The 18,350-nt window shown below is 45.4% G+C and carries 18 protein-coding genes; 3 read left to right on the forward strand and 15 right to left on the reverse strand.

Annotation, left to right across the window (positions count from 1 at the left end):
• Positions 1 to 125 precede the first annotated feature (125 nt).
• Positions 126 to 791, forward strand: coding sequence for a PAQR family membrane homeostasis protein TrhA (trhA, locus tag EV212_RS09880; RefSeq protein ID WP_132092583.1), 666 nt, complete (start codon positions 126 to 128; stop codon positions 789 to 791).
• 99 nt (positions 792 to 890) lie between these two features.
• Here trhA and thiD read toward each other — a convergent pair whose 3' ends face one another.
• The 6 genes from thiD to EV212_RS09910 all read right to left on the reverse strand — a co-directional run bounded on the left by thiD (position 891) and on the right by EV212_RS09910 (position 6,680).
• Positions 891 to 1,679, reverse strand: a complete 789-nt coding sequence (gene thiD / locus EV212_RS09885) for a bifunctional hydroxymethylpyrimidine kinase/phosphomethylpyrimidine kinase (RefSeq protein ID WP_132092586.1) — start codon at positions 1,677 to 1,679, stop codon at positions 891 to 893.
• A gap of 19 nt (positions 1,680 to 1,698) precedes the next feature.
• Complete coding sequence (cls, locus tag EV212_RS09890) at positions 1,699 to 3,231, reverse strand: cardiolipin synthase (RefSeq protein WP_132092589.1); 1,533 nt, start codon at positions 3,229 to 3,231, stop codon at positions 1,699 to 1,701.
• Positions 3,228 to 3,485 carry a GIY-YIG nuclease family protein gene (locus EV212_RS09895; protein WP_132092592.1) on the reverse strand — a complete coding sequence of 86 codons (258 nt, stop codon included), beginning with the start codon at positions 3,483 to 3,485 and terminating at the stop codon, positions 3,228 to 3,230. The genes cls and EV212_RS09895 overlap by 4 nt, the downstream gene beginning before the upstream one ends.
• Before the next feature lie 283 nt (positions 3,486 to 3,768).
• Positions 3,769 to 4,470 carry a peptidoglycan DD-metalloendopeptidase family protein gene (locus EV212_RS09900; protein ID WP_132092595.1) on the reverse strand — a complete coding sequence of 234 codons (702 nt, stop codon included), beginning with the start codon at positions 4,468 to 4,470 and terminating at the stop codon, positions 3,769 to 3,771.
• A gap of 43 nt (positions 4,471 to 4,513) precedes the next feature.
• Positions 4,514 to 5,419, reverse strand: coding sequence for a SpoIID/LytB domain-containing protein (locus EV212_RS09905; RefSeq protein ID WP_132092598.1), 906 nt, complete (start codon positions 5,417 to 5,419; stop codon positions 4,514 to 4,516).
• Between the two features lie 67 nt (positions 5,420 to 5,486).
• Complete coding sequence (locus EV212_RS09910) at positions 5,487 to 6,680, reverse strand: acetate/propionate family kinase (RefSeq protein WP_132092601.1); 1,194 nt, start codon at positions 6,678 to 6,680, stop codon at positions 5,487 to 5,489.
• 108 nt (positions 6,681 to 6,788) lie between these two features.
• On the opposite strand from EV212_RS09910, the gene srtB reads away from it, so the two are divergent.
• Positions 6,789 to 7,547, forward strand: coding sequence for a class B sortase (gene srtB / locus EV212_RS09915; protein WP_243115533.1), 759 nt, complete (start codon positions 6,789 to 6,791; stop codon positions 7,545 to 7,547).
• A gap of 57 nt (positions 7,548 to 7,604) precedes the next feature.
• On the opposite strand, the gene EV212_RS09920 is transcribed toward srtB, so the two are convergent.
• A complete protein-coding gene (locus tag EV212_RS09920; RefSeq protein ID WP_132092607.1) occupies positions 7,605 to 8,444 on the reverse strand; it encodes a 4Fe-4S binding protein in 840 nt (279 codons plus the stop codon).
• A 163-nt stretch (positions 8,445 to 8,607) separates the two neighbouring features.
• On the opposite strand from EV212_RS09920, the gene EV212_RS09925 reads away from it, so the two are divergent.
• Positions 8,608 to 9,177, forward strand: a complete 570-nt coding sequence (locus EV212_RS09925; RefSeq protein ID WP_132092610.1) for a manganese efflux pump MntP — start codon at positions 8,608 to 8,610, stop codon at positions 9,175 to 9,177.
• A 73-nt stretch (positions 9,178 to 9,250) separates the two neighbouring features.
• Here EV212_RS09925 and EV212_RS09930 read toward each other — a convergent pair whose 3' ends face one another.
• The 8 genes from EV212_RS09930 to EV212_RS09965 form a co-directional block, all read right to left on the reverse strand.
• Positions 9,251 to 10,216 carry a tRNA dihydrouridine synthase gene (locus tag EV212_RS09930; RefSeq protein WP_132092613.1) on the reverse strand — a complete coding sequence of 322 codons (966 nt, stop codon included), beginning with the start codon at positions 10,214 to 10,216 and terminating at the stop codon, positions 9,251 to 9,253.
• A gap of 9 nt (positions 10,217 to 10,225) precedes the next feature.
• Positions 10,226 to 10,756, reverse strand: a complete 531-nt coding sequence (locus EV212_RS09935) for a cysteine hydrolase family protein (protein WP_132092616.1) — start codon at positions 10,754 to 10,756, stop codon at positions 10,226 to 10,228.
• Positions 10,757 to 10,769: 13 nt separating this feature from the next.
• Positions 10,770 to 14,270, reverse strand: coding sequence for an ABC transporter permease (locus EV212_RS09940; protein ID WP_132092619.1), 3,501 nt, complete (start codon positions 14,268 to 14,270; stop codon positions 10,770 to 10,772).
• A gap of 12 nt (positions 14,271 to 14,282) precedes the next feature.
• Entirely contained in the window at positions 14,283 to 14,987 is a 705-nt protein-coding gene (locus EV212_RS09945; protein WP_132092622.1) for an ABC transporter ATP-binding protein, read from the reverse strand.
• Between the two features lie 259 nt (positions 14,988 to 15,246).
• Entirely contained in the window at positions 15,247 to 15,891 is a 645-nt protein-coding gene (locus EV212_RS09950; protein ID WP_132092625.1) for a cytidylate kinase-like family protein, read from the reverse strand.
• Positions 15,892 to 15,902: 11 nt separating this feature from the next.
• Positions 15,903 to 16,613: an ABC transporter ATP-binding protein gene (locus tag EV212_RS09955; RefSeq protein WP_132092628.1), complete on the reverse strand. Its 711-nt coding sequence runs from the start codon at positions 16,611 to 16,613 to the stop codon at positions 15,903 to 15,905.
• Between the two features lie 12 nt (positions 16,614 to 16,625).
• Positions 16,626 to 17,384, reverse strand: a complete 759-nt coding sequence (locus tag EV212_RS09960) for an ABC transporter ATP-binding protein (RefSeq protein ID WP_132092631.1) — start codon at positions 17,382 to 17,384, stop codon at positions 16,626 to 16,628.
• A gap of 1 nt (position 17,385) precedes the next feature.
• Positions 17,386 to 18,315 (reverse strand): branched-chain amino acid ABC transporter permease, encoded by a 930-nt coding sequence (locus EV212_RS09965; protein ID WP_132092742.1) that lies wholly within the window; start codon positions 18,313 to 18,315, stop codon positions 17,386 to 17,388.
• Between the last annotated feature and the right edge of the window lie 35 nt (positions 18,316 to 18,350).

Consider the following 18,350-nt stretch of genomic DNA (forward strand, 5'->3'; position numbering starts at 1 on the left):
TTTTTACGCTTGACATGTATTTTATTTGTGATAGTATCATATTATAGATTATATAGTTTTAATTACTATGTGTTGTCGTTTGATACTTCATAGTTCGTATAAATTTCAGACAGGAAGGTGATATTATGAAATTTAAACCAAAAGATCCAGGCAGTGCAATCACCCATTTTATCGGCTGGCTCATGGCTTTGCTCGCCGCCGTCCCATTAATCCTCCGTGCTTGTACGGCTCCGGATGCCATTCATGTGATTTCTTTAAGCATATTTATCGTCAGCATGCTTTTACTATATGCAGCAAGTACCCTGTATCATTCATTAGATATTAATGAAAAGGTAAACAAACGATTAAAAAAATTTGACCATATGATGATATCCATACTCATTGCCGGAACCTATACACCGGTTTGCCTCATTGCAATCCGAGGCGCTCTGGGTTATACCCTTCTGGCCATTGTGTGGGGCATCGCTATATTTGGAATCATTCTGAAAGCTTTTTGGGTAAACTGCCCGAAATGGATTTCCTCCGTGCTCTATATCGGAATGGGATGGACCTGCATTCTGGCATTTACCCAGATTTTGAACAGTCTGTCCAGAGAAGCTTTTATGTGGCTCCTTACCGGCGGCATCATCTATACCATCGGCGGTGTGATCTACGCATTGAAACTTCCGATTTTTAACAGCAGGCATGAGAACTTCGGTTCCCACGAAATCTTCCATCTTTTCGTGATGGGCGGCAGCTTCTGCCACTTTGTATTAATGTATAAATTCCTGGCGGTTATGCCGATCTACTAAAATAGGATCTATACCAAAACGGGGCGCCAAGGTGATTCGCAATTCCTCTTTGGAAAACTACGAATCCCTCTGGCGCCCTGCTCCTGTTTCATTTATATTCTATTTCCCCGTTATCCGATAGGCGTGATTCAAAGGCCCGCTGCCCTTGCCCAAATCCAGTCCGTCTTTAAGGGCTCCGGTAATATATTCTTTGGCGTTCTTCACGCTTGTTTTCATGTCATAACCCAGAGCCAGATTGCTGGCGATCGCCGATGAAAGGGTACAGCCGGTGCCATGGGTATTCGGATTATCCACCCGTTCGCCCCGGTACCAGATACATTCACCATTGACATAAAGCAGATCGTCGGCCGTTTCCGTAAGATGACCGCCTTTAATAAGTACGCCCCCTTTAAGGTTTTCGCCGATCATACGGGCAGCCCGTACCATATCTTCTGTAGATTTGATCTCAAAGCCGCAGAGACACTCGGCCTCCGGGATATTTGGCGTAATAATATCTGCCAGAGGAAGAAGTTTTGTCACCAGAGTCTCCTGGGCATCCGGACTCATCAGGGCACAGCCGCTGGTAGAAACCATGACCGGATCCACAACAATATTTTCTGCCTGATGTTCTTTTAATTTCTCTGCAATCTTTTCGATAATTCCGATATTGGACACCATACCGATCTTCACCGCATCCGGACGAATATCGTTAAATATACAGTCAATCTGTTCACCGACAAATTCCGGCGTAGCCTCCAGCACGTCATAAACACCCGTCGTATTCTGGGCTGTCAATGCGGTGATCGCGCTCATGGCAAAAACTCCATGAGCCATCATCGTTTTAATATCTGCCTGGATTCCTGCCCCGCCGCTGGAATCAGAGCCTGCGATCGTCACTACTTTTTTCATGTTGTATTCAACTCCTATATTATAATAATGGTGAGAAAACTCTCAATACTCCCTGCACACATTTCTGCCATATCGGCCGCTGCTTCCAGGCATCCAGACTGACCCGCTCACTTCTTCGCATCGTTTCCAGAAAGTCTTCCTTCATCTCCATGACTGCCGGAACTTCCGTCATCAGCACGCCGCACTCATAATGCAGATAAAAACTCCGGTAATCCATATTAATGGTCCCGCAGACACCGCATTCGTCATCCGAAATCACGTTTTTAGCATGAATAAATCCCGGAACATACTCGTAGATTTTAATGCCATTTTCCATAAGCCGCCCGTAATTTGATATATTTACCATATAAACATACCATTTATCATAGTGACGCGGCGTAATGATACGTACATCTACACCGCTCCGGGCCGCCCGGCACAGATCGTCTATCATCCGATTATCCAACACCAGATAAGGTGTTGTGAAATAAATATAATCTCTGGCCTTATTGATCAGATGGGTATACATCTCTTCAATCGGATTATCCGGATTATTGGCCGGACCATCGGCCACCGGCTGAACATATCCCGGCGCGTCTACCGAAATGGTCGGACGATATTTATTATAGTCCAACTGCTCTTTTTCCTTGGAGAGCTCCCACATCTCCATAAAAATCTCTGTCAGTCCCCAGACGCCGTCCCCCTCCAGACGAATGGCCGTATCCTTCCAGTGACCGAACCGATTGATCATATTTGCATATTCATCGGCCAGATTGACACCGCCGGTATAACCAATATTTCCATCAATAATGGCTATTTTCTGATGATTCCGATAATTGAAAGTCAGACGGGAAACATCCTTTACGATCGGTGCAAATATGCTGACCCGGATACCCAGCTTGGACAATTCATGACGAATCTCGTCTCCATCCATAAAAAGACACCCGAAATCATCCAGAAGCAGACGAATTTCAACTTTTTGCGCCGCTTTGCGCGCCAGAACCTCTTTCAATCGGTTCCATATCTCGCCGTTGGAAACAATAAAATATTCCAGGAAAATAAACTTTTCTGCCTTTTCCAAATCTTCAAAAAGCGCATCGAATTTTTTCTCGCCAACTTCAAAATACCGGACCGAAGTATGTTTGTAGAGGGCAAACCCTTCATGCACCAAATAGCGGCCCACTTGAGCCTTATTGGGATGCATTTCAGACAATTCGGCCAATATGGCCGGATCCTGCTGCTTATAGTCCCTGCCCTTCTCGGATATCTTTTTATATTTCTTATAAAAGGCGCTATTTGTATGTTTGCGTCCCCACATAAAGTAAAGACAATAGCCGAACACCGGCAGTGCCAGAATGATCACAATCCAGAAGGAATTAAAGGAGGATGAATTATCCACCAGCACAAATACGACGGCAATACTGGCAATTTCAATCAGCAGATAGGCCCAGGAGGCATACTCCTGAAGCAGCCGGACCAGTAAAAACATGGTCAAGACCTGCAAAATGACTGAAATTAATACAATGGCGGCCCGTACAAGAACCGAGGTCCGTTTTTTTAAAATGTTGTTCATAGGTTGTCTCTCCTCCGCTGTGCGATCAACTGCAGCTTCTGCTGACGGTTTAATTGCTTAATCGCATATTCCCGACGCATCGCTTCTTCCTTTGTTTCTATACATTCATAATAAACCAGTTTGACAGGCCGGCGACTGCGTGTATATTTTGCACCCCGCCCCGCATTATGCGCCTGAATCCGAGCTTCCAGATCATTCGTCCAACCAGTATATAATGAACCGTCACTGCACTGTAAAATGTATGTATAATTCATAATACCCTTTCCAGTAAATGTAAAAATGGTTTACAGAACTTATTATATCTGATTGACACTTTAATTTCAACAGAAAAAGGGCATTGCCGTGATGACAATGCCCCGCTATATAAAGCAGCCGATGAAAATACAGTATTTATTCAAAGGTCTGGCCCGGGCCGGTAATACCAGAAGAATTGTAATATAATCGGCAGCATATTTTCCAATATGTATGGCCGATTCATCATCGCCTGCTTTATATCTTATGTGATTTTTTCAATTTGGTGACTGGAAAACCGGCGCCTTATTTTTCCAGGTAATCCTGAGGATTCACCGGCGTCTCATCTTTTGTGAGTCCAAAATAAAGATGACTTCCCTCTTCCGTATAATATTTTGTCGGCTGAGCCACATTTCCAATGGCCTGACCTTTCACAACAGCTTCACCCTCTTTTACATTGATATCTTTCATCTGACCATAAATGGCTTTATAACCATTGCCCATGTCCACAGTAAGCACCATACCGTTCACACTATCTTCTGTAATTGACTCAACAGTGCCTCCAAAGGCTGCAACAACTTCCTGATTCACATCGGCTTTAATAAGAATCACCGGATTACATTTATACTGATCCAATGTTTCAAAATAAATGGTTTTATCCGATGAGAATTCTTTCAGGATTTCTCCCTCTACCGGCCATACCATCTTAGCATCATCCCCGAAGGTTTCCGCAACCGTGGCATTAGCTGCTTCTGCTGCCGCAATGGATTCGGCTACCGCATTCTCAATGTCTGAAGTGTTTCCTGCTGCTACTGCTGGTGTTTCATCCAAAACCTCCGGTGCATTTTCCGCCTGACTGAATTCGGCGGCATTTTCTGCAGCCGCTTTATCTTTCATCCCGGAACGATATCCGGCCACGCCGGAAATTCCGAGAACAACGACCAATGCCCCTGTCAGTACCATGTAAAATCCATTCTTTTTCCAATAATTTTTGAAATTCTCTTTCACCTGTTATCACCTCGTAGCTATAGTTTGACCAGTAAATCAAACTTTATACACTTGTTCCCGGAAAATACCACGAAATAATTTCCTCCCAACTTTTTCCTTCCTCAGCCATGGCATTGGCGCCAAAAAGGCTTAGCCCCACACCGTGACCGCGGCCATAACAGGTAAATTCAATACCATCATTTTTAACAGTATAATCAAAGCAGGCCGACGGCAAGCCCAAACGACGGCGCAGATCTTCCCCCGAGTACGTCTGACCGCCAATTTCTATCTGAAGTATATAACCGGAATCATCCTTATCCACAATCTGCACCATACTTTCTGATAGTTGTCCCCAGGCGTTTTTCGTCCCGTCCGTCTCTGCCAGCATCCGGATGATTTTTTTCCGGCTCAGCCAGATTTTTTCCATATAATCGGGGGAACTTTTATCCCAAAGACTGTCCACAGTGGTCAAATAAGCATACTCTCCACCCCATACATCGGAAAAGCAGCGGGTTTTCCCGTTAGACAGAGCGCAATATAAAGGCAGTATCGGTTCCCCGTTGTAGAGTATTTTTCTGCCTTCCGTTTCCGATACCGCCTTCTTTAGTTTCTCTTCATCCATGCCTTTGGCAATCCGCTCCCGGGCCGACAACCAGGGCTGGCCCAGCCACTGGCTATCCGGCTGCCTGCCGTCGGCCGAAGTGTAAGCTATGTAAGTTCGCAGGATGACTGCCATTGCTTTCATTGTTTCCTCATTGGTATCTGGTTCCAGTACGGCAGCCAGTACGCCGATCGCATACTCGTCAAAACTCACAACCCTGTCCATTCCGAATTCCTTCATATGAACAGTAAGGCCCTCAGCGGACTGTTCCCAATCTGCTGAAGGCCTGTAATTCTGATAAATCTGCGTTCCCATGCAGGGAATCACCAATAAACATCCTATAAAGAGCCAGCTAAGCCGTCTCCGCATTTTGGGCCTCCGACCTTTCTATGGTCTCCCTATAGAATATTCATCTCCATGTCAAATGTGCATGGACTTATTTTGTTAAAGCAACGGTATCTCTTGCAATCATCAATTCTTCGTTTGTAGGAACAACGAATACCTTTACTTTAGAGTCTGCTGTAGTGATTTCGATTTCTTCCCCGCGTTTTCCGTTTGCTTCCGCATCAATCGTAATTCCGAGATATCCGAGATAATCACAAACACCCTGACGTGTTGTTGCACTGTTCTCACCAACACCGGCTGTAAATACGATCACATCAACGCCATTCATAGCTGCTGCATATCCGCCGATGAATTTAGCCACCTGATATTTGAAAGCATCCAATGCATATTTGCAGCGTTCGTTACCCGCATCTGCTGCTTCTTCAACATCACGGAAATCGCTGCTTACGCCGCTGATGCCGAGAACACCGGATTTTTTATTCAAGATATCTGTTACCTGATAAACATCAAGATTATGTTTCTGAGCATAGAACTCAAGGATGGATGGATCAATATCGCCGCAGCGTGTTCCCATAAGCAGACCGGCCAGCGGTGTAAGCCCCATCGTTGTGTCTACACATTTGCCCTGATTTACAGCACAGATACTGGAGCCGTTACCCAGATGGCAAACGATCGTTTTCAGATCTTCCGGTTTCTTTCCAAGCATTTCGGCCACACGTTTGGAAACGTAGCTGTGGGATGTTCCGTGGAAACCGTAACGACGAATCTTGTCCTCTGTATATGCTTCATATGGCAGGCCATAGAGATATGCCTTTGGCGGCATTGTCTGATGGAAAGCCGTATCAAATACAGCTACCTGTGGTACCCCTGGCATTAATTCTTTGCATACGCTGATTCCCAAAAGGTTTGCCGGATTGTGAAGCGGTGCAAGGTTACTGCACTCTTCAATGGCTTTCATAACTTCATCATTGACAACAACAGAAGAAGCAAACTTCTCGCCGCCGTGTACAACACGGTGACCTACGGCATGAATCTCGGAAAGAGATTTTACAACACCGTTTGTCTCGTCTGTCAGACAGTTGAGTACAAGTTTGATTGCATTGGTGTGATCCGGCATCGGAGATTCGATAGTAATTTTGTCTTTTCCTGCTGGTGTATATACGATTCTGCTGCCTTCAATACCGATACGTTCGCAAAGTCCCTTTGCAAGTACGTCCTCTGTATCGGACTGAATTAACTGGAATTTTAATGAAGAACTTCCACAATTGATTACTAATACATTCATTATTCTTTTCCTCCCATAAAATTATATCCTTATTTTAACATATTTTTTTTAACTGACCAGCCCATTTATGGTATAATTTTAAAAAAAGGAGGTTATGTCTTGAAAAAAATGCAAATATTCATCTTCATTGTGGCTCTCATATGCTTTCTCGGCAGCGCCGGATACCTCGGCAAATACTTCTGGGAACGGCATATCTCAGCAGAAAATATGAATGATGTGAAATCTCTGCTTGTCGAAGAAGCAGGCAATTCCAATACAAATGAAACGACCGACAGCGACAACGGCGAAGTTTTACGGCGATACGCCCGTCTTCATGAAAAGAATCCGGATTTTGCCGGATGGATTCAGATTCCGGATACGACCATCGATTATCCGGTCATGTATGTCGAAGGGGACAATGAAATGTACCTTCATTCCAATTTCAACAGGGAATATGACGCGGGCGGTGTTCCATTTATCGACGGTTACTGTTCTCTGGATCCGGTCAGTGACAATCTGATCATTTACGGGCATCATATGAACGACAACAGTATGTTCCAGCCGCTGATGAATTACAAAGATATGGATTTTTTTGAATCTCATAAAACCATTTACTTTGATACGCTCCATGAAAAAGGTACCTACACCGTCGTTGCAGTTATCCTTTCCAGAGCTTTGGCCGAAGACGAAGAAGGATTCCGTTATTACGGTCATCTCTCCTTTGCGGACGAGACTGAATTCAATGACTACATGAACAACATCAACCAGATGGCGCTTTATGACACAGGCGAGACGGCAATTTACGGAGATCGGCTCATCACTCTTTCTACCTGTGAATATAGTCAGGAGGACGGACGTCTGGCTGTTATCGCCAAAAAAACAAATTAAAAAAAGGCCCCCAAAGCGCTTGTCTTTGGGGGCCGTGCCATATCCATACCGCAGGATTTATTTTCCGGTTGTGAAGATTTCTGTTTCGGCCCTTCGCTGGCAGAGTTCCTCCAGCATGGCCACATGAGACAACAAGGCTTCATCATCAAAAAAGCGAGCGGATTTCGGACACTTCCGAATACACGCATGACATTTTATACAGATTCCGGGAACCTCCGACACATTCTCCGGATTAATGGAGCCCAGCGGACAGACTGCGGCGCACAAACCGCATGCGTCACATTTTTCCATGTCAACCTTTGGTTTGGCCTTTAAAAACTTTGCCGGCTTACCATCTTTTCCGAGCGGCGTATAATACGGCCCTACCGGTTCATCATTTTTAATGATCACCCGACTCAAAGATGTTGGAGAGTCAATGGTGGTCAGCGCCGACACAGCTGCGTCCGCAAGCTGGCTCAGCTTCTCCAGATCCTCCGCATCCGGCCGTCCCGGTGCCATGCGATCGGACATCACATGACCACACACAAAAGCTCCCGCCGCAAACGGAACAAATTGATTGGCCTTCAGTTCATTACAGAGTTCTGTCAACGCACTATCATAGCTCCGATTTCCAAACGTCACAATGGGAACCGTCGGCGTGTTATTCCCTTTAAAAAGATTCTGTACAAATGGAAGCACTTTATTCGGTACGCGGCCTGCATAAGTCGGTGTGCCAAATACGACCAGCGTCTCAGAATCAAATTCCGTCAATATTGTCCGTGATGACGGTAATGTAAAATCAATACTTTCCGTCCCCACACTTAATTTTTCTGCAATTTCTTTCGCTAATTTTTCCACAATAAATCTTGTGCTTTTTACGGCGCTGAAATAAACGGCGCACACTCGATTAATTTTCATTTATTATTCCCCTTTCAAGTCCCTGATGCCTGCCTCTCTGGTATATTACCTCCCTGTTTTTCATTATAAACGCTAATCCCCTTTATTTCAAACATTTTTCATCAGAACTGCTTGACTTTTAAAAAGACTGATGTATATTAATAATGCAAAGGAGAAAACTTTTATGGGATTATTTGAATTAATCTTAATTGCCGTCGGCCTGTCCATGGACGCATTTGCCGTCTCCATATGTAAAGGCTTAAACATGCGCCGCATGAACTATCGACATGCGGGAATTATAGCTTTATTTTTTGGCGTTTTTCAGGCTTTAATGCCAGCCATCGGCTGGTTTCTTGGCAAACAATTCGAAAGTTACATCATCAGCGTCGACCATTGGATTGCTTTTGTCCTTCTCGGTTTTATCGGCGTTAATATGGTCCGTGAAGCCCTCGGCGAAGATGAAGATCTGGAAGAAATTCCGCAGGAACACCTGGATTTAAAAGAACTTTTTATGCTGGCCATTGCCACCAGCATAGATGCCTTGGCCGTTGGTATAACCTTCGCCTTTCTTCAGGTTAAAATCATTCCCGCTGTCTGTCTGATCGGCAGCATTACATTTATCATTTCCTTTGCCGGAGTTGGTATCGGTCATCAGTTTGGCCGCCGTTATGAAAAAAAAGCAGAAATTGCCGGAGGTATTATTTTAATCCTTATCGGCTTGAAAATCCTTTTAGAACACCTGGAGATATTCTAAAAAACCCCCGGAAGCCGAGACATTCTCCAGAAGTTTGAATTTTGGAGAACGTCTCGGCTTCCGGGGACATATTTTATTCCTTCGGCTTAAATCCCGCCCCTTCGACAATCTCTTCCGTCTCGAACAAGGCGTTTACGATCTCATGATAACTTTTCAGGCTTTGAGCCTTCCTTATCTTTTTCCCGTATTTTTTCGCATCGGTAAACAGGCCGATGGCGTAATTCCAGAATTCTTTCATCTTATAAAGCAGTGGGACCTCACCCGACATCATCTCACTGTAGTCGGCATAAATCCTGTCATGAAATTTCCGGAGGCATGGTTTGTCTATGTTCTCCCTCTCTCCGAGAATCACATCGATCAATGCCGGATTGGCAACGAGTCCCCGACCGAGCATGACCGCAGTCACCTCCGGAAACTGGCTGCAAAAGCTATCATAATCCGGTTTTGTAAAAATATTTCCATTATAACACACCGGACACCGGCTTTTTGTCAATCCCAACTGAAACATGGCAAGATTCGGCTTTCCCCGATAAAACGCTTCCCGCGTCCGCGGATGAATGATCAATTCCTCTAAAGGGTACTGGTTATATATATCCAATAATGCCTCAAATTCCTCCGGAACATCCTTTCCCAGACGTGTTTTAATAGAAATTTTCAATTTCGCCTTCCCGTAAATTTCTTCCAGAAAACGATTCAGTTCATCTTGAAATGCAAGAAAGCCAGAACCGCGGCGCTTTCCTACCACTGTCCCCGACGGACATCCCAGATTCAGATTTATCTCATCATAGCCCATTTCTGCCAACTGTTTTTCCGTATAAATAAATTCGTCGGACCGGTTTGTCAAAATCTGAGGTATGATTCTCGGCCCCCGATTATTTTCGGGAAGCACGTCCTTCAAAGCTTTTGATGTCCGGCGGCTATTCAGGCCCGGCGTAATGAAAGGTGTAAAATATTTATCCGCAGGATGAAAATAATCATAATGTGCATTACGAAAAACATATCCCGTAATGCCTTCCAAAGGCGCCATATAAAATTTCATGTTCTTTCCTCATTCATCAATCTCAATCTGGAGGGATTTCATAGCTTCCAGCGCGCATCGATGGGCCTCCGGTGTCGAACCGGCGCAGCAGGATGCATCTACCCGGACCGGCGTGTTTGGCATCGCCGTTCGAATCAACGTCGCATTGGCCATAACACAGATATCCGTGCAGAGTCCTACGACAATGACCTCGTCAATCGGAGCCATCCGGTCGATTCCCTGAAGACAGCCGGCCATCTGGATGGAACCAAAGGTCTCCTTATCAAATACAAGGCTTCGGTTTGCCGTTACCAATTGCTGAATATCGTCCTGGAACTTCCAGCCCTCGGTATCCCGAACACAATGGACTACCGGCAATTTCTTTCCCTCCAGTGTTTCCAGATAGTTATCTTCATGGGTATCCCTTGTATAAACAACCGTTCCAGGGAAATTTTTAATCTTTTCAATGACCTTTGGCAATACCGCCTGAGCCTCCGCCGAACCAAGGCTTCCGTCAATAAAATCCTTCTGCATATCCACAACAACCAGATACTTACTCATGTTTCTTCCTCCATTATTCCACACTCTTCAGTGATTCTACCATATTAATCTTTTTAAGTTTAAAGTACATGACCAGATTGACCAGCAATGAGAACAGGAATGTAAACCCAATGGCATAGAGATAGCTTGGCATATTGATGTTCCGTCCAAACATCGTCATCTCCACTTCTACCGTCTGAATGACAAACTGGTGCAGTACTTTACCGAGAAATACACCGGCGACCGCACCGATAATTGTCAAAAGTATATTCTCCCGATAGACATAATTGCCCACTTCCATATCATAAAAGCCAAGAACTTTCAGAGTCGCCAACTCCCGCTTACGTTCATTAATGTTAATATTGTTCAGATTATAAAGAACGACAAAGGCCAGCATGCCCGCCGATATGATCAAAACGACAATAACACTGTCAAGAACCGAAAGCATATCTTCCAACTGGCTCTCCATATTATTTGTATAAGATACTGTCAGTATACCGTCATTTTTCAGGAGTTCTTCGCCCACCTGGGTCAATTCTTCTTCATATTCTTCCTTCAAATCCGCGAAGATACAATTATACGGCGGTACATCACCCGTCAATGTTTCATAAAGCTGCGGCGCCAGATAAATGTAATGGGATAAATAATTTTCACAGATATCCGTTACGGTTACCGTAATTGTTTCATTATCCTCCAGTTCGATCTGAATCTCATCACCTACGGAAACGACCATATCTTTCGCGGCCTTTTCCGTCAATATGGCGCTATCCTCCGTCATCTGCCATGTATCGCCGGAAGTCCTGTCATTAAAGGTCACAAACTTATCCAGGCCTTCTAATTCGGACGGTATGTAAAGATAAATGTCTTTCTTCTCATCCCCGAGGGTCACCTCGGACAGACGCATATACCCATCCATGTAAGAACAAATCCGCTCATCCGATTCAAGCCCCATATCAATGGACTTTTTCTCTTCTGTATCGATGTCCTCGTCAATGACAGCCATCAGATCATATATTTGAATCTTACGGTACTGAAGTCTGGCAATATCCATGATCGAATCTTTCAAACCGTATCCGACAATCATCAGAGCCATACAGCCTCCGATGCCAAATACCGTCATAAAGAAACGTTTCTTATACCGTAAAAGATTGCGCACAGTCGACTTCCAGGTAAAATTCAGATTTCCCCATATCCATGGAATCCTTTCCAGGAACACACGCTTACCGATCTTTGGCGCCTCCGGCCGCATGAGTTCTGCGGGCTGTGCCTGTAATGCCCGGTAACATGCGCTGATCGTCGCTGCCATTGTACATAAAACAGCCGTTCCCGATGCTGCCAACGCATAGCCCATGTCATACGGAATAACTACATCCGGAATATGTATATACATAATCTTATAGGCTATAACAATAATATATGGAAATACTTTCTGGCCAAACAATACGCCGGCAACCGAGCCTCCCAAAGTCGCAGCCAGAGCATAGCCCACATATTTAGCGGCGATCCAGAATTTACTGTAGCCGAGAGCTTTTAATGTACCGATCTGAATCCGCTGTTCTTCAACCATACGTGTCATTGTCGTCAGGCTGACAAGGGCGGCTACAAGGAAAAACAGTACAGGGAACACGGAACCGATGGCCCGCATACGGTCCGCATTGTCCGAATAGCCACTGTAATCCGAATTACTGTCTCTGTCATTCACATACCAGGACGGTTTATCAATGCCATCGATTTCATTTTTCGCATCCTGTATTTTTATTTCCGCATCGGAAATCTTTTCTTCAGCCTCTTTCTTGCCTTTTTCGTATTCTTCCCAGCCATCGGCTAATTTCTGTTCATTTTCGGCGATGGTCGCATAGGCCTCCCTAATCTGGACTTCACCGTCATTCACCTGACCCCAGCCGGTAATATAAGCGCTCTCCCCGCTGGCCAGCTGGTTATAAGAATCCGCCAGGGCCTTTTCTGCCTCTGCCAGTGAAGTTTTCCGCTCCTCCAGCTCTTCTTTCCCGGCCTCAAGCTGCTTCCGTCCTTCAGCAAGCTCCGACTTCTTAGCTTCCAGCTCCGACTTCCCGGCCTCAAGTTCTGCCCGTCCGGCTATAATCTCCGCTTCATGGGCCAACGCCTCTTCTGCCGCCGGCCGCATGGCTTCCATCGCATCAAGATTTGCCTTGATTTCCGCCATCTGAGCTTCTGTCTGGGCGATCACCGCCCGAAGCTGTTCCGCCTGAGCTATCTGCTCCGGCGTCGCCATACCCGCACTGATCAACTGCTCCAACTGGGCCAATTGATTTTTCAAGGTTTCCAGCCCGGACATACCGGCCTGATACTGCTGCCAACCTGTCGACAGACCATCGATCAGGGCTTTGGCGTCAGACAGCCCCTGTTCGGCAGTTGTCAGTTCACTTTCCTTTTCCACAAGGTTTTTTTCCGCCTCTGCGATCTGACTCTCACCATCAGCCAGCGCAGCCTCATTTTCCCCGAGAGTTTTTTCGGCTTCTTCTAACGCCGCCTTTCCCGACTCCATCTGAGTCTTTCCGTTGTTATACTGATTCCATCCGTCGTCTAACGTTGTCCGGCTGTCATAAAGCTTATTTTTTGCCTCCCGGATATCATTTTCCGATGATGCCAGCTCCGCTTTACCATCAGCCAGTTTCGCCTCGCCGTCCTTCAACTCCTGCTCAGCTTCATCCAGCTCAGTTTTTGCTTCTTCTTTTGCTTCTTCTAATTCAGATTCGGCCTCCGCAACCTTTTCATTGGCCTCGTCCATAATCTCTGCATAACGAATATCACAACGGACATCCGAAATACCTTCCACATTCTCTTTAACTTTATCAACAATTTCCCTATAACTGTCCGTAAAAGCCGTCGCACCCTTCGCGCCCTTCACCGTCACATAGGCCTGGGAATAGACCTCCTGATCGAAACTTTCATCGGTCACATAGGCAAACATATCGATTTCGCCGCTGCCAATATTCGTACTTCCCCGGTTAAAAGATATGTACATCGGACTGGAACAGGTTCCGACCACAGTATACTCTTCCGTTGCTAAATTCTCAGACAGTTCCGTATCTGTTCCGGATAAAAACGTCAGAGTATCGCCGATTTTTATATCATAGGATGCGGCCGTATCCATGTCGATGATACATTCGCCTTTCTTTTCCGGCAGCCGCCCTTCAGCCACATCAACCTGATTCATCGTCTCTGGAAGGGACTCCACATGAATGACACGTTCACTCTCACCCATTAAGGCAAGGACATCAATCATATATCCCGGCTCAACCTTTTCCACGCCCTCGACGGCCTGAATCGCCTCAATATCCGCTTCCGTTAATCCCAGGGTAGATAAAATCTTCATGTCCATCATATTGTGGGCATCAAAATAGGCATCTCCTGAATACCGCATATCCGGCTCCGAAGCCCGAATACCCGCAAAAAAGGCAACGCCAAGCGCAACAATAAAAAATATTGATAAAAACCGATTCAGGCTATTCCGAATCTCCATACGAAAATCCTTCGCCAATGCCTTCTTTCTCATAAGCACTCTCCATTACCATTCTATTGTTTCCACAGATACCGGATTCTCGTTGACCGTCACCTCCGACACTTTTCCGTTTTTAATCTTGATGACCCGGTCTGCCATCGGTGCGATTGCCGAATTGTGCGTAATGACGATGACCGTCATTCCCCGTTCCCGGCACATATCCTGAAGTAATTTTAATATGGCTTTACCTGTATTATAGTCCAACGCTCCTGTCGGCTCATCGCAGAGCAATAATTTCGGATTCTTCGCCAGGGCCCGTGCTATAGACACCCTCTGCTGCTCACCGCCGGACAACTGGGCCGGGAAATTTTTCATCCGGTCACCCAGACCCACATCCTTTAAAACACTGCTTGCACTGAGGGGATCCCGGCATATCTGCAGTGCCAGTTCTACATTTTCAAGCGCTGTCAAGTTCGAAATCAGATTATAGAACTGAAACACAAAACCTATATCATCTCGCCGATAACCGGTTAACTCCGTTGAACTATATTTGGAAATGTCCTTGCCATCCACCCATATAGAACCTCCGGTCACCGTATCCATACCGCCAAGTACATTTAAAACTGTTGTCTTTCCGGCGCCGCTGGGACCGACAATGACCACAAATTCACCCTTCATGATTTCAAAATCGATACCATCTGCGGCACGGATTTCAATTTCACCCATGCGGTAAATCTTTGTCACATTCTCCAGCTTTACATAAGCCTCCATGTATTCGCCTCCCGTTTTATACTATTATTTCAATTATAAAACGTATACGTTTTTATTTCAACCAGGGACCTGAAGTTCATAAAAAGTTCAGATATTACAGCTTAAAACGAGATGAAACACGCTTCGCGAGTTTCACTCGTTATCGCGACAGTCGCCAAATATCCGCACAAGTGCGGCTGCCTGGCTCGTTGCTCGCGTAAACCAAATGGGAGACACTGACTTACATCCAGTGTCTCCCATTTGGTTTTCATTCGTATATTTACAATATATCCTGCCCACCCAGGGATAATCCCCGTACTTTCGCATAGGCTTTAATGGCTTCAACGCAGCCCTCGAAGCCGAGTTTGCTGCTGTCAAGGCACAAATCATAATTCCGGGCGTCGTACCATTCCTGACCGGTATGGTATTTGTAATAATCACCGCGGTACTTATCCTTTTTCTGAATAAACCGTCTCATTTCATCCTCTGTTTTGCTGAATTTCTTCATTGCTTCTTTCAGGCAAAAATCAAAAGGGCCATGGACAAAGACACTGATGACATTATCAAAATCTTTAAGGACAAAATCAGCACAACGTCCAATGATCACGCAGGACTCTTCTTCTGCAATCTGCTTGATGATCTTTGCCTGATAATTAAATAAATTATCTGTCGAAGCAAAATCATCACTGTCTGGAGGAAGCACTTCCCCGGTATAAATCTTCTGAGCGATCCGGCCTAAAATTCCGGATTTTGGCGTCTCGTCCGCTGCGCCAAAAAGCTGCTCGCTGATTCCGCTTTCATCAGAAGCTAACCGGATGATCTCCCGGTCATAAAAATGAATCCCCAAATCCTCCGCCAGCATTTTACCGACGGTTTTCCCGCCGCTGCCATACTGACGCGCGATGGTAATAACTGTATGGCTCATGTGAATCCCTCCTATTCACCCAAATATGCCTTTTTCACCGACTCATCATTCATCAGTTCCTTTGCGTCACCTTCAAGAACAATCTTTCCCGTTTCCAGTACATATGCTCTGTCCGCAATGCTCAGGGCCTTTTTGGCATTCTGTTCAACCAGAAGAACGGTCGTTCCGCCGGCGCTGACTTCTTTTATAATATCAAAAATCTCATTAACAAAAATCGGGGACAGCCCCATAGACGGCTCATCCATAAGAATGATCTTCGGACGGGACATAAGCGCGCGGCCCATGGCCAACATCTGCTGCTCGCCTCCGGACAAGGTCCCGGCCAACTGATTCTTACGTTCCTCCAAACGCGGGAAACGCTTGTAAACTGTCTGCAAAGACGCTTCAATTTCATTTTTATCTTTTCGGGTATAGGCGCCCAGTTTCAAATTTTCCAAAACCGTTAATTCCGCAAACACACGGCGGCCTTCCGGTACGTGAGCCATACCCAGTGTTACAATTTTATGTCCCGGCATTTTGGTAATATTCGCCCCTTCAAACTCCACCGTTCCGCCTTTAGCCTCAACCAGTCCCGTAATTGTATGCAAAATGGTTGTCTTTCCGGCGCCGTTGGCGCCAATGAGAGCAATAACCTCGCCTTCATTAACCTCGAAAGAGATTCCTTTAATTGCCTGAATAACACCATAATATACTTGTAAATCTGTGACTTTTAACATCGCCATAACATTGCCCTCCTACTCGCCCAGATATGCCGTGATAACCTTCGGGTCATTTAAAACAACCGCCGGTTCTCCGTGAGCCAGTTCCATACCGAAGTTCAGTACATAAAGATACTCACAAATACCCGACACCAGTTTCATATCATGCTCAATCAGAAGAATGGTAATATGAAATTTATCACGGATCAACTGAATGGTGTCCATCAGTTCCTGAGTTTCATTCGGATTCATGCCGGCCGCCGGTTCATCCAGCAGCAAAAGCTTTGGTTCCGTAGCTAACGCACGGGCAATCTCCAGCTTTCTCTGTTTACCGTAAGGCAAATTTGATGCCAGAACATCCGCCTGTCCATCCAGATCAAATACCTTTAATATATCAATGGCCCGCTCATCCATCTCTTTTTCCCTTTTGGAGAATTTCCCCAAATGGAAAAAGCTTTCAGCCAGACTATATTCTACATGGTTATGAAGGGCTACTTTCACATTGTCCAACACTGTCATTTTAGTAAAAAGACGAATATTCTGGAAGGTTCTCGCAATACCTGACTTACAGATTTCTGTCGGCGCTTTTCCGACAAGACTTTCACCATCCAATACAATGGTTCCTTCACTCGGCGCATACACACCGGTCAACAGGTTAAACGCCGTAGTCTTTCCGGCGCCATTCGGTCCGATCAGGCCAACCAGACTTCCCTGCTCAATACTCATGTTCAAATCATCCACAGCACGAAGGCCGCCGAAGGATATTCCCAGATGTTTAACTTCCAGTAAAGCCATCTTATTCGCCCTCCTTCTGAATGCTCATTGCTTTTTTAAGATTTCGTTTCTCGATCATAACCGTACGGAACTTAGAATTATTAAAGAGCATCATTGCGATCAGCACGATCGCATAGAGCAGCATACGGAAATCCGCTGCGCTGCGAAGGACTTCCGGAAGCGCTGTCAGGATAACAGCCGCAACAATCGCGCCTTTAATATTTCCCATACCGCCAAGTACGACCATAACAAGAATCTCAATAGATTTGTTATAGTCAAAATTTCCCGGTTTCAGAATACCTACATTATGAGCATAAAATACACCGGCCATTCCGGCAAAGAAACCGGAAATAACAAAGGCCATTGTTTTGAACTTGCTGACTTTAATCCCAACAGCTTCCGCAGCAATATAGTTGTCACGCACCGCGCAGATCGCACGGCCATGTCTGGATCTTACCAGGTTGGAAATGACAAGAATCGTCAGCAAAACAAAGATATAAACAAATGTAAAGTTTTTATAATTGCTGTAAGTACCGATACCAGAAAGTCCTTTTGCGCCGCCTGTAAAACCTAAAAAGTTAATGACAGATTTAATGATCTCACCAAAGCCCAGGGTAACGATCGCCAGATAATCTCCCTTCAAACGAAGTACCGGCAGACCAATGATCAAACTGAACACGGCCGCAACGATACCGCCGACCAAAAGACCGATCAACAGTTCAACCATCGGAGGGAGATTCAGAGCATTGGTTGTCAGCGCTCCTGCATATGCTCCGATAGACATAAATCCGGCGTGTCCCAGTGTCAGTTCTCCAAGGAATCCTACAAGCAGACAGAGGGATACGGCCAGCATAACATTGATACAACACGGAATAATAATGGACATTGCCTGACGTCCGAGAAATCCACCATAGATCAAAGCCATAACAATGCCATAGGCAACAATCGCCATAATGATATTTATAATTACTGATTTATTGATTTTCT

The sequence above is a fragment of the Frisingicoccus caecimuris genome, from assembly GCF_004340975.1.
Lineage (GTDB): Bacteria > Bacillota > Clostridia > Lachnospirales > Lachnospiraceae > Frisingicoccus > Frisingicoccus caecimuris.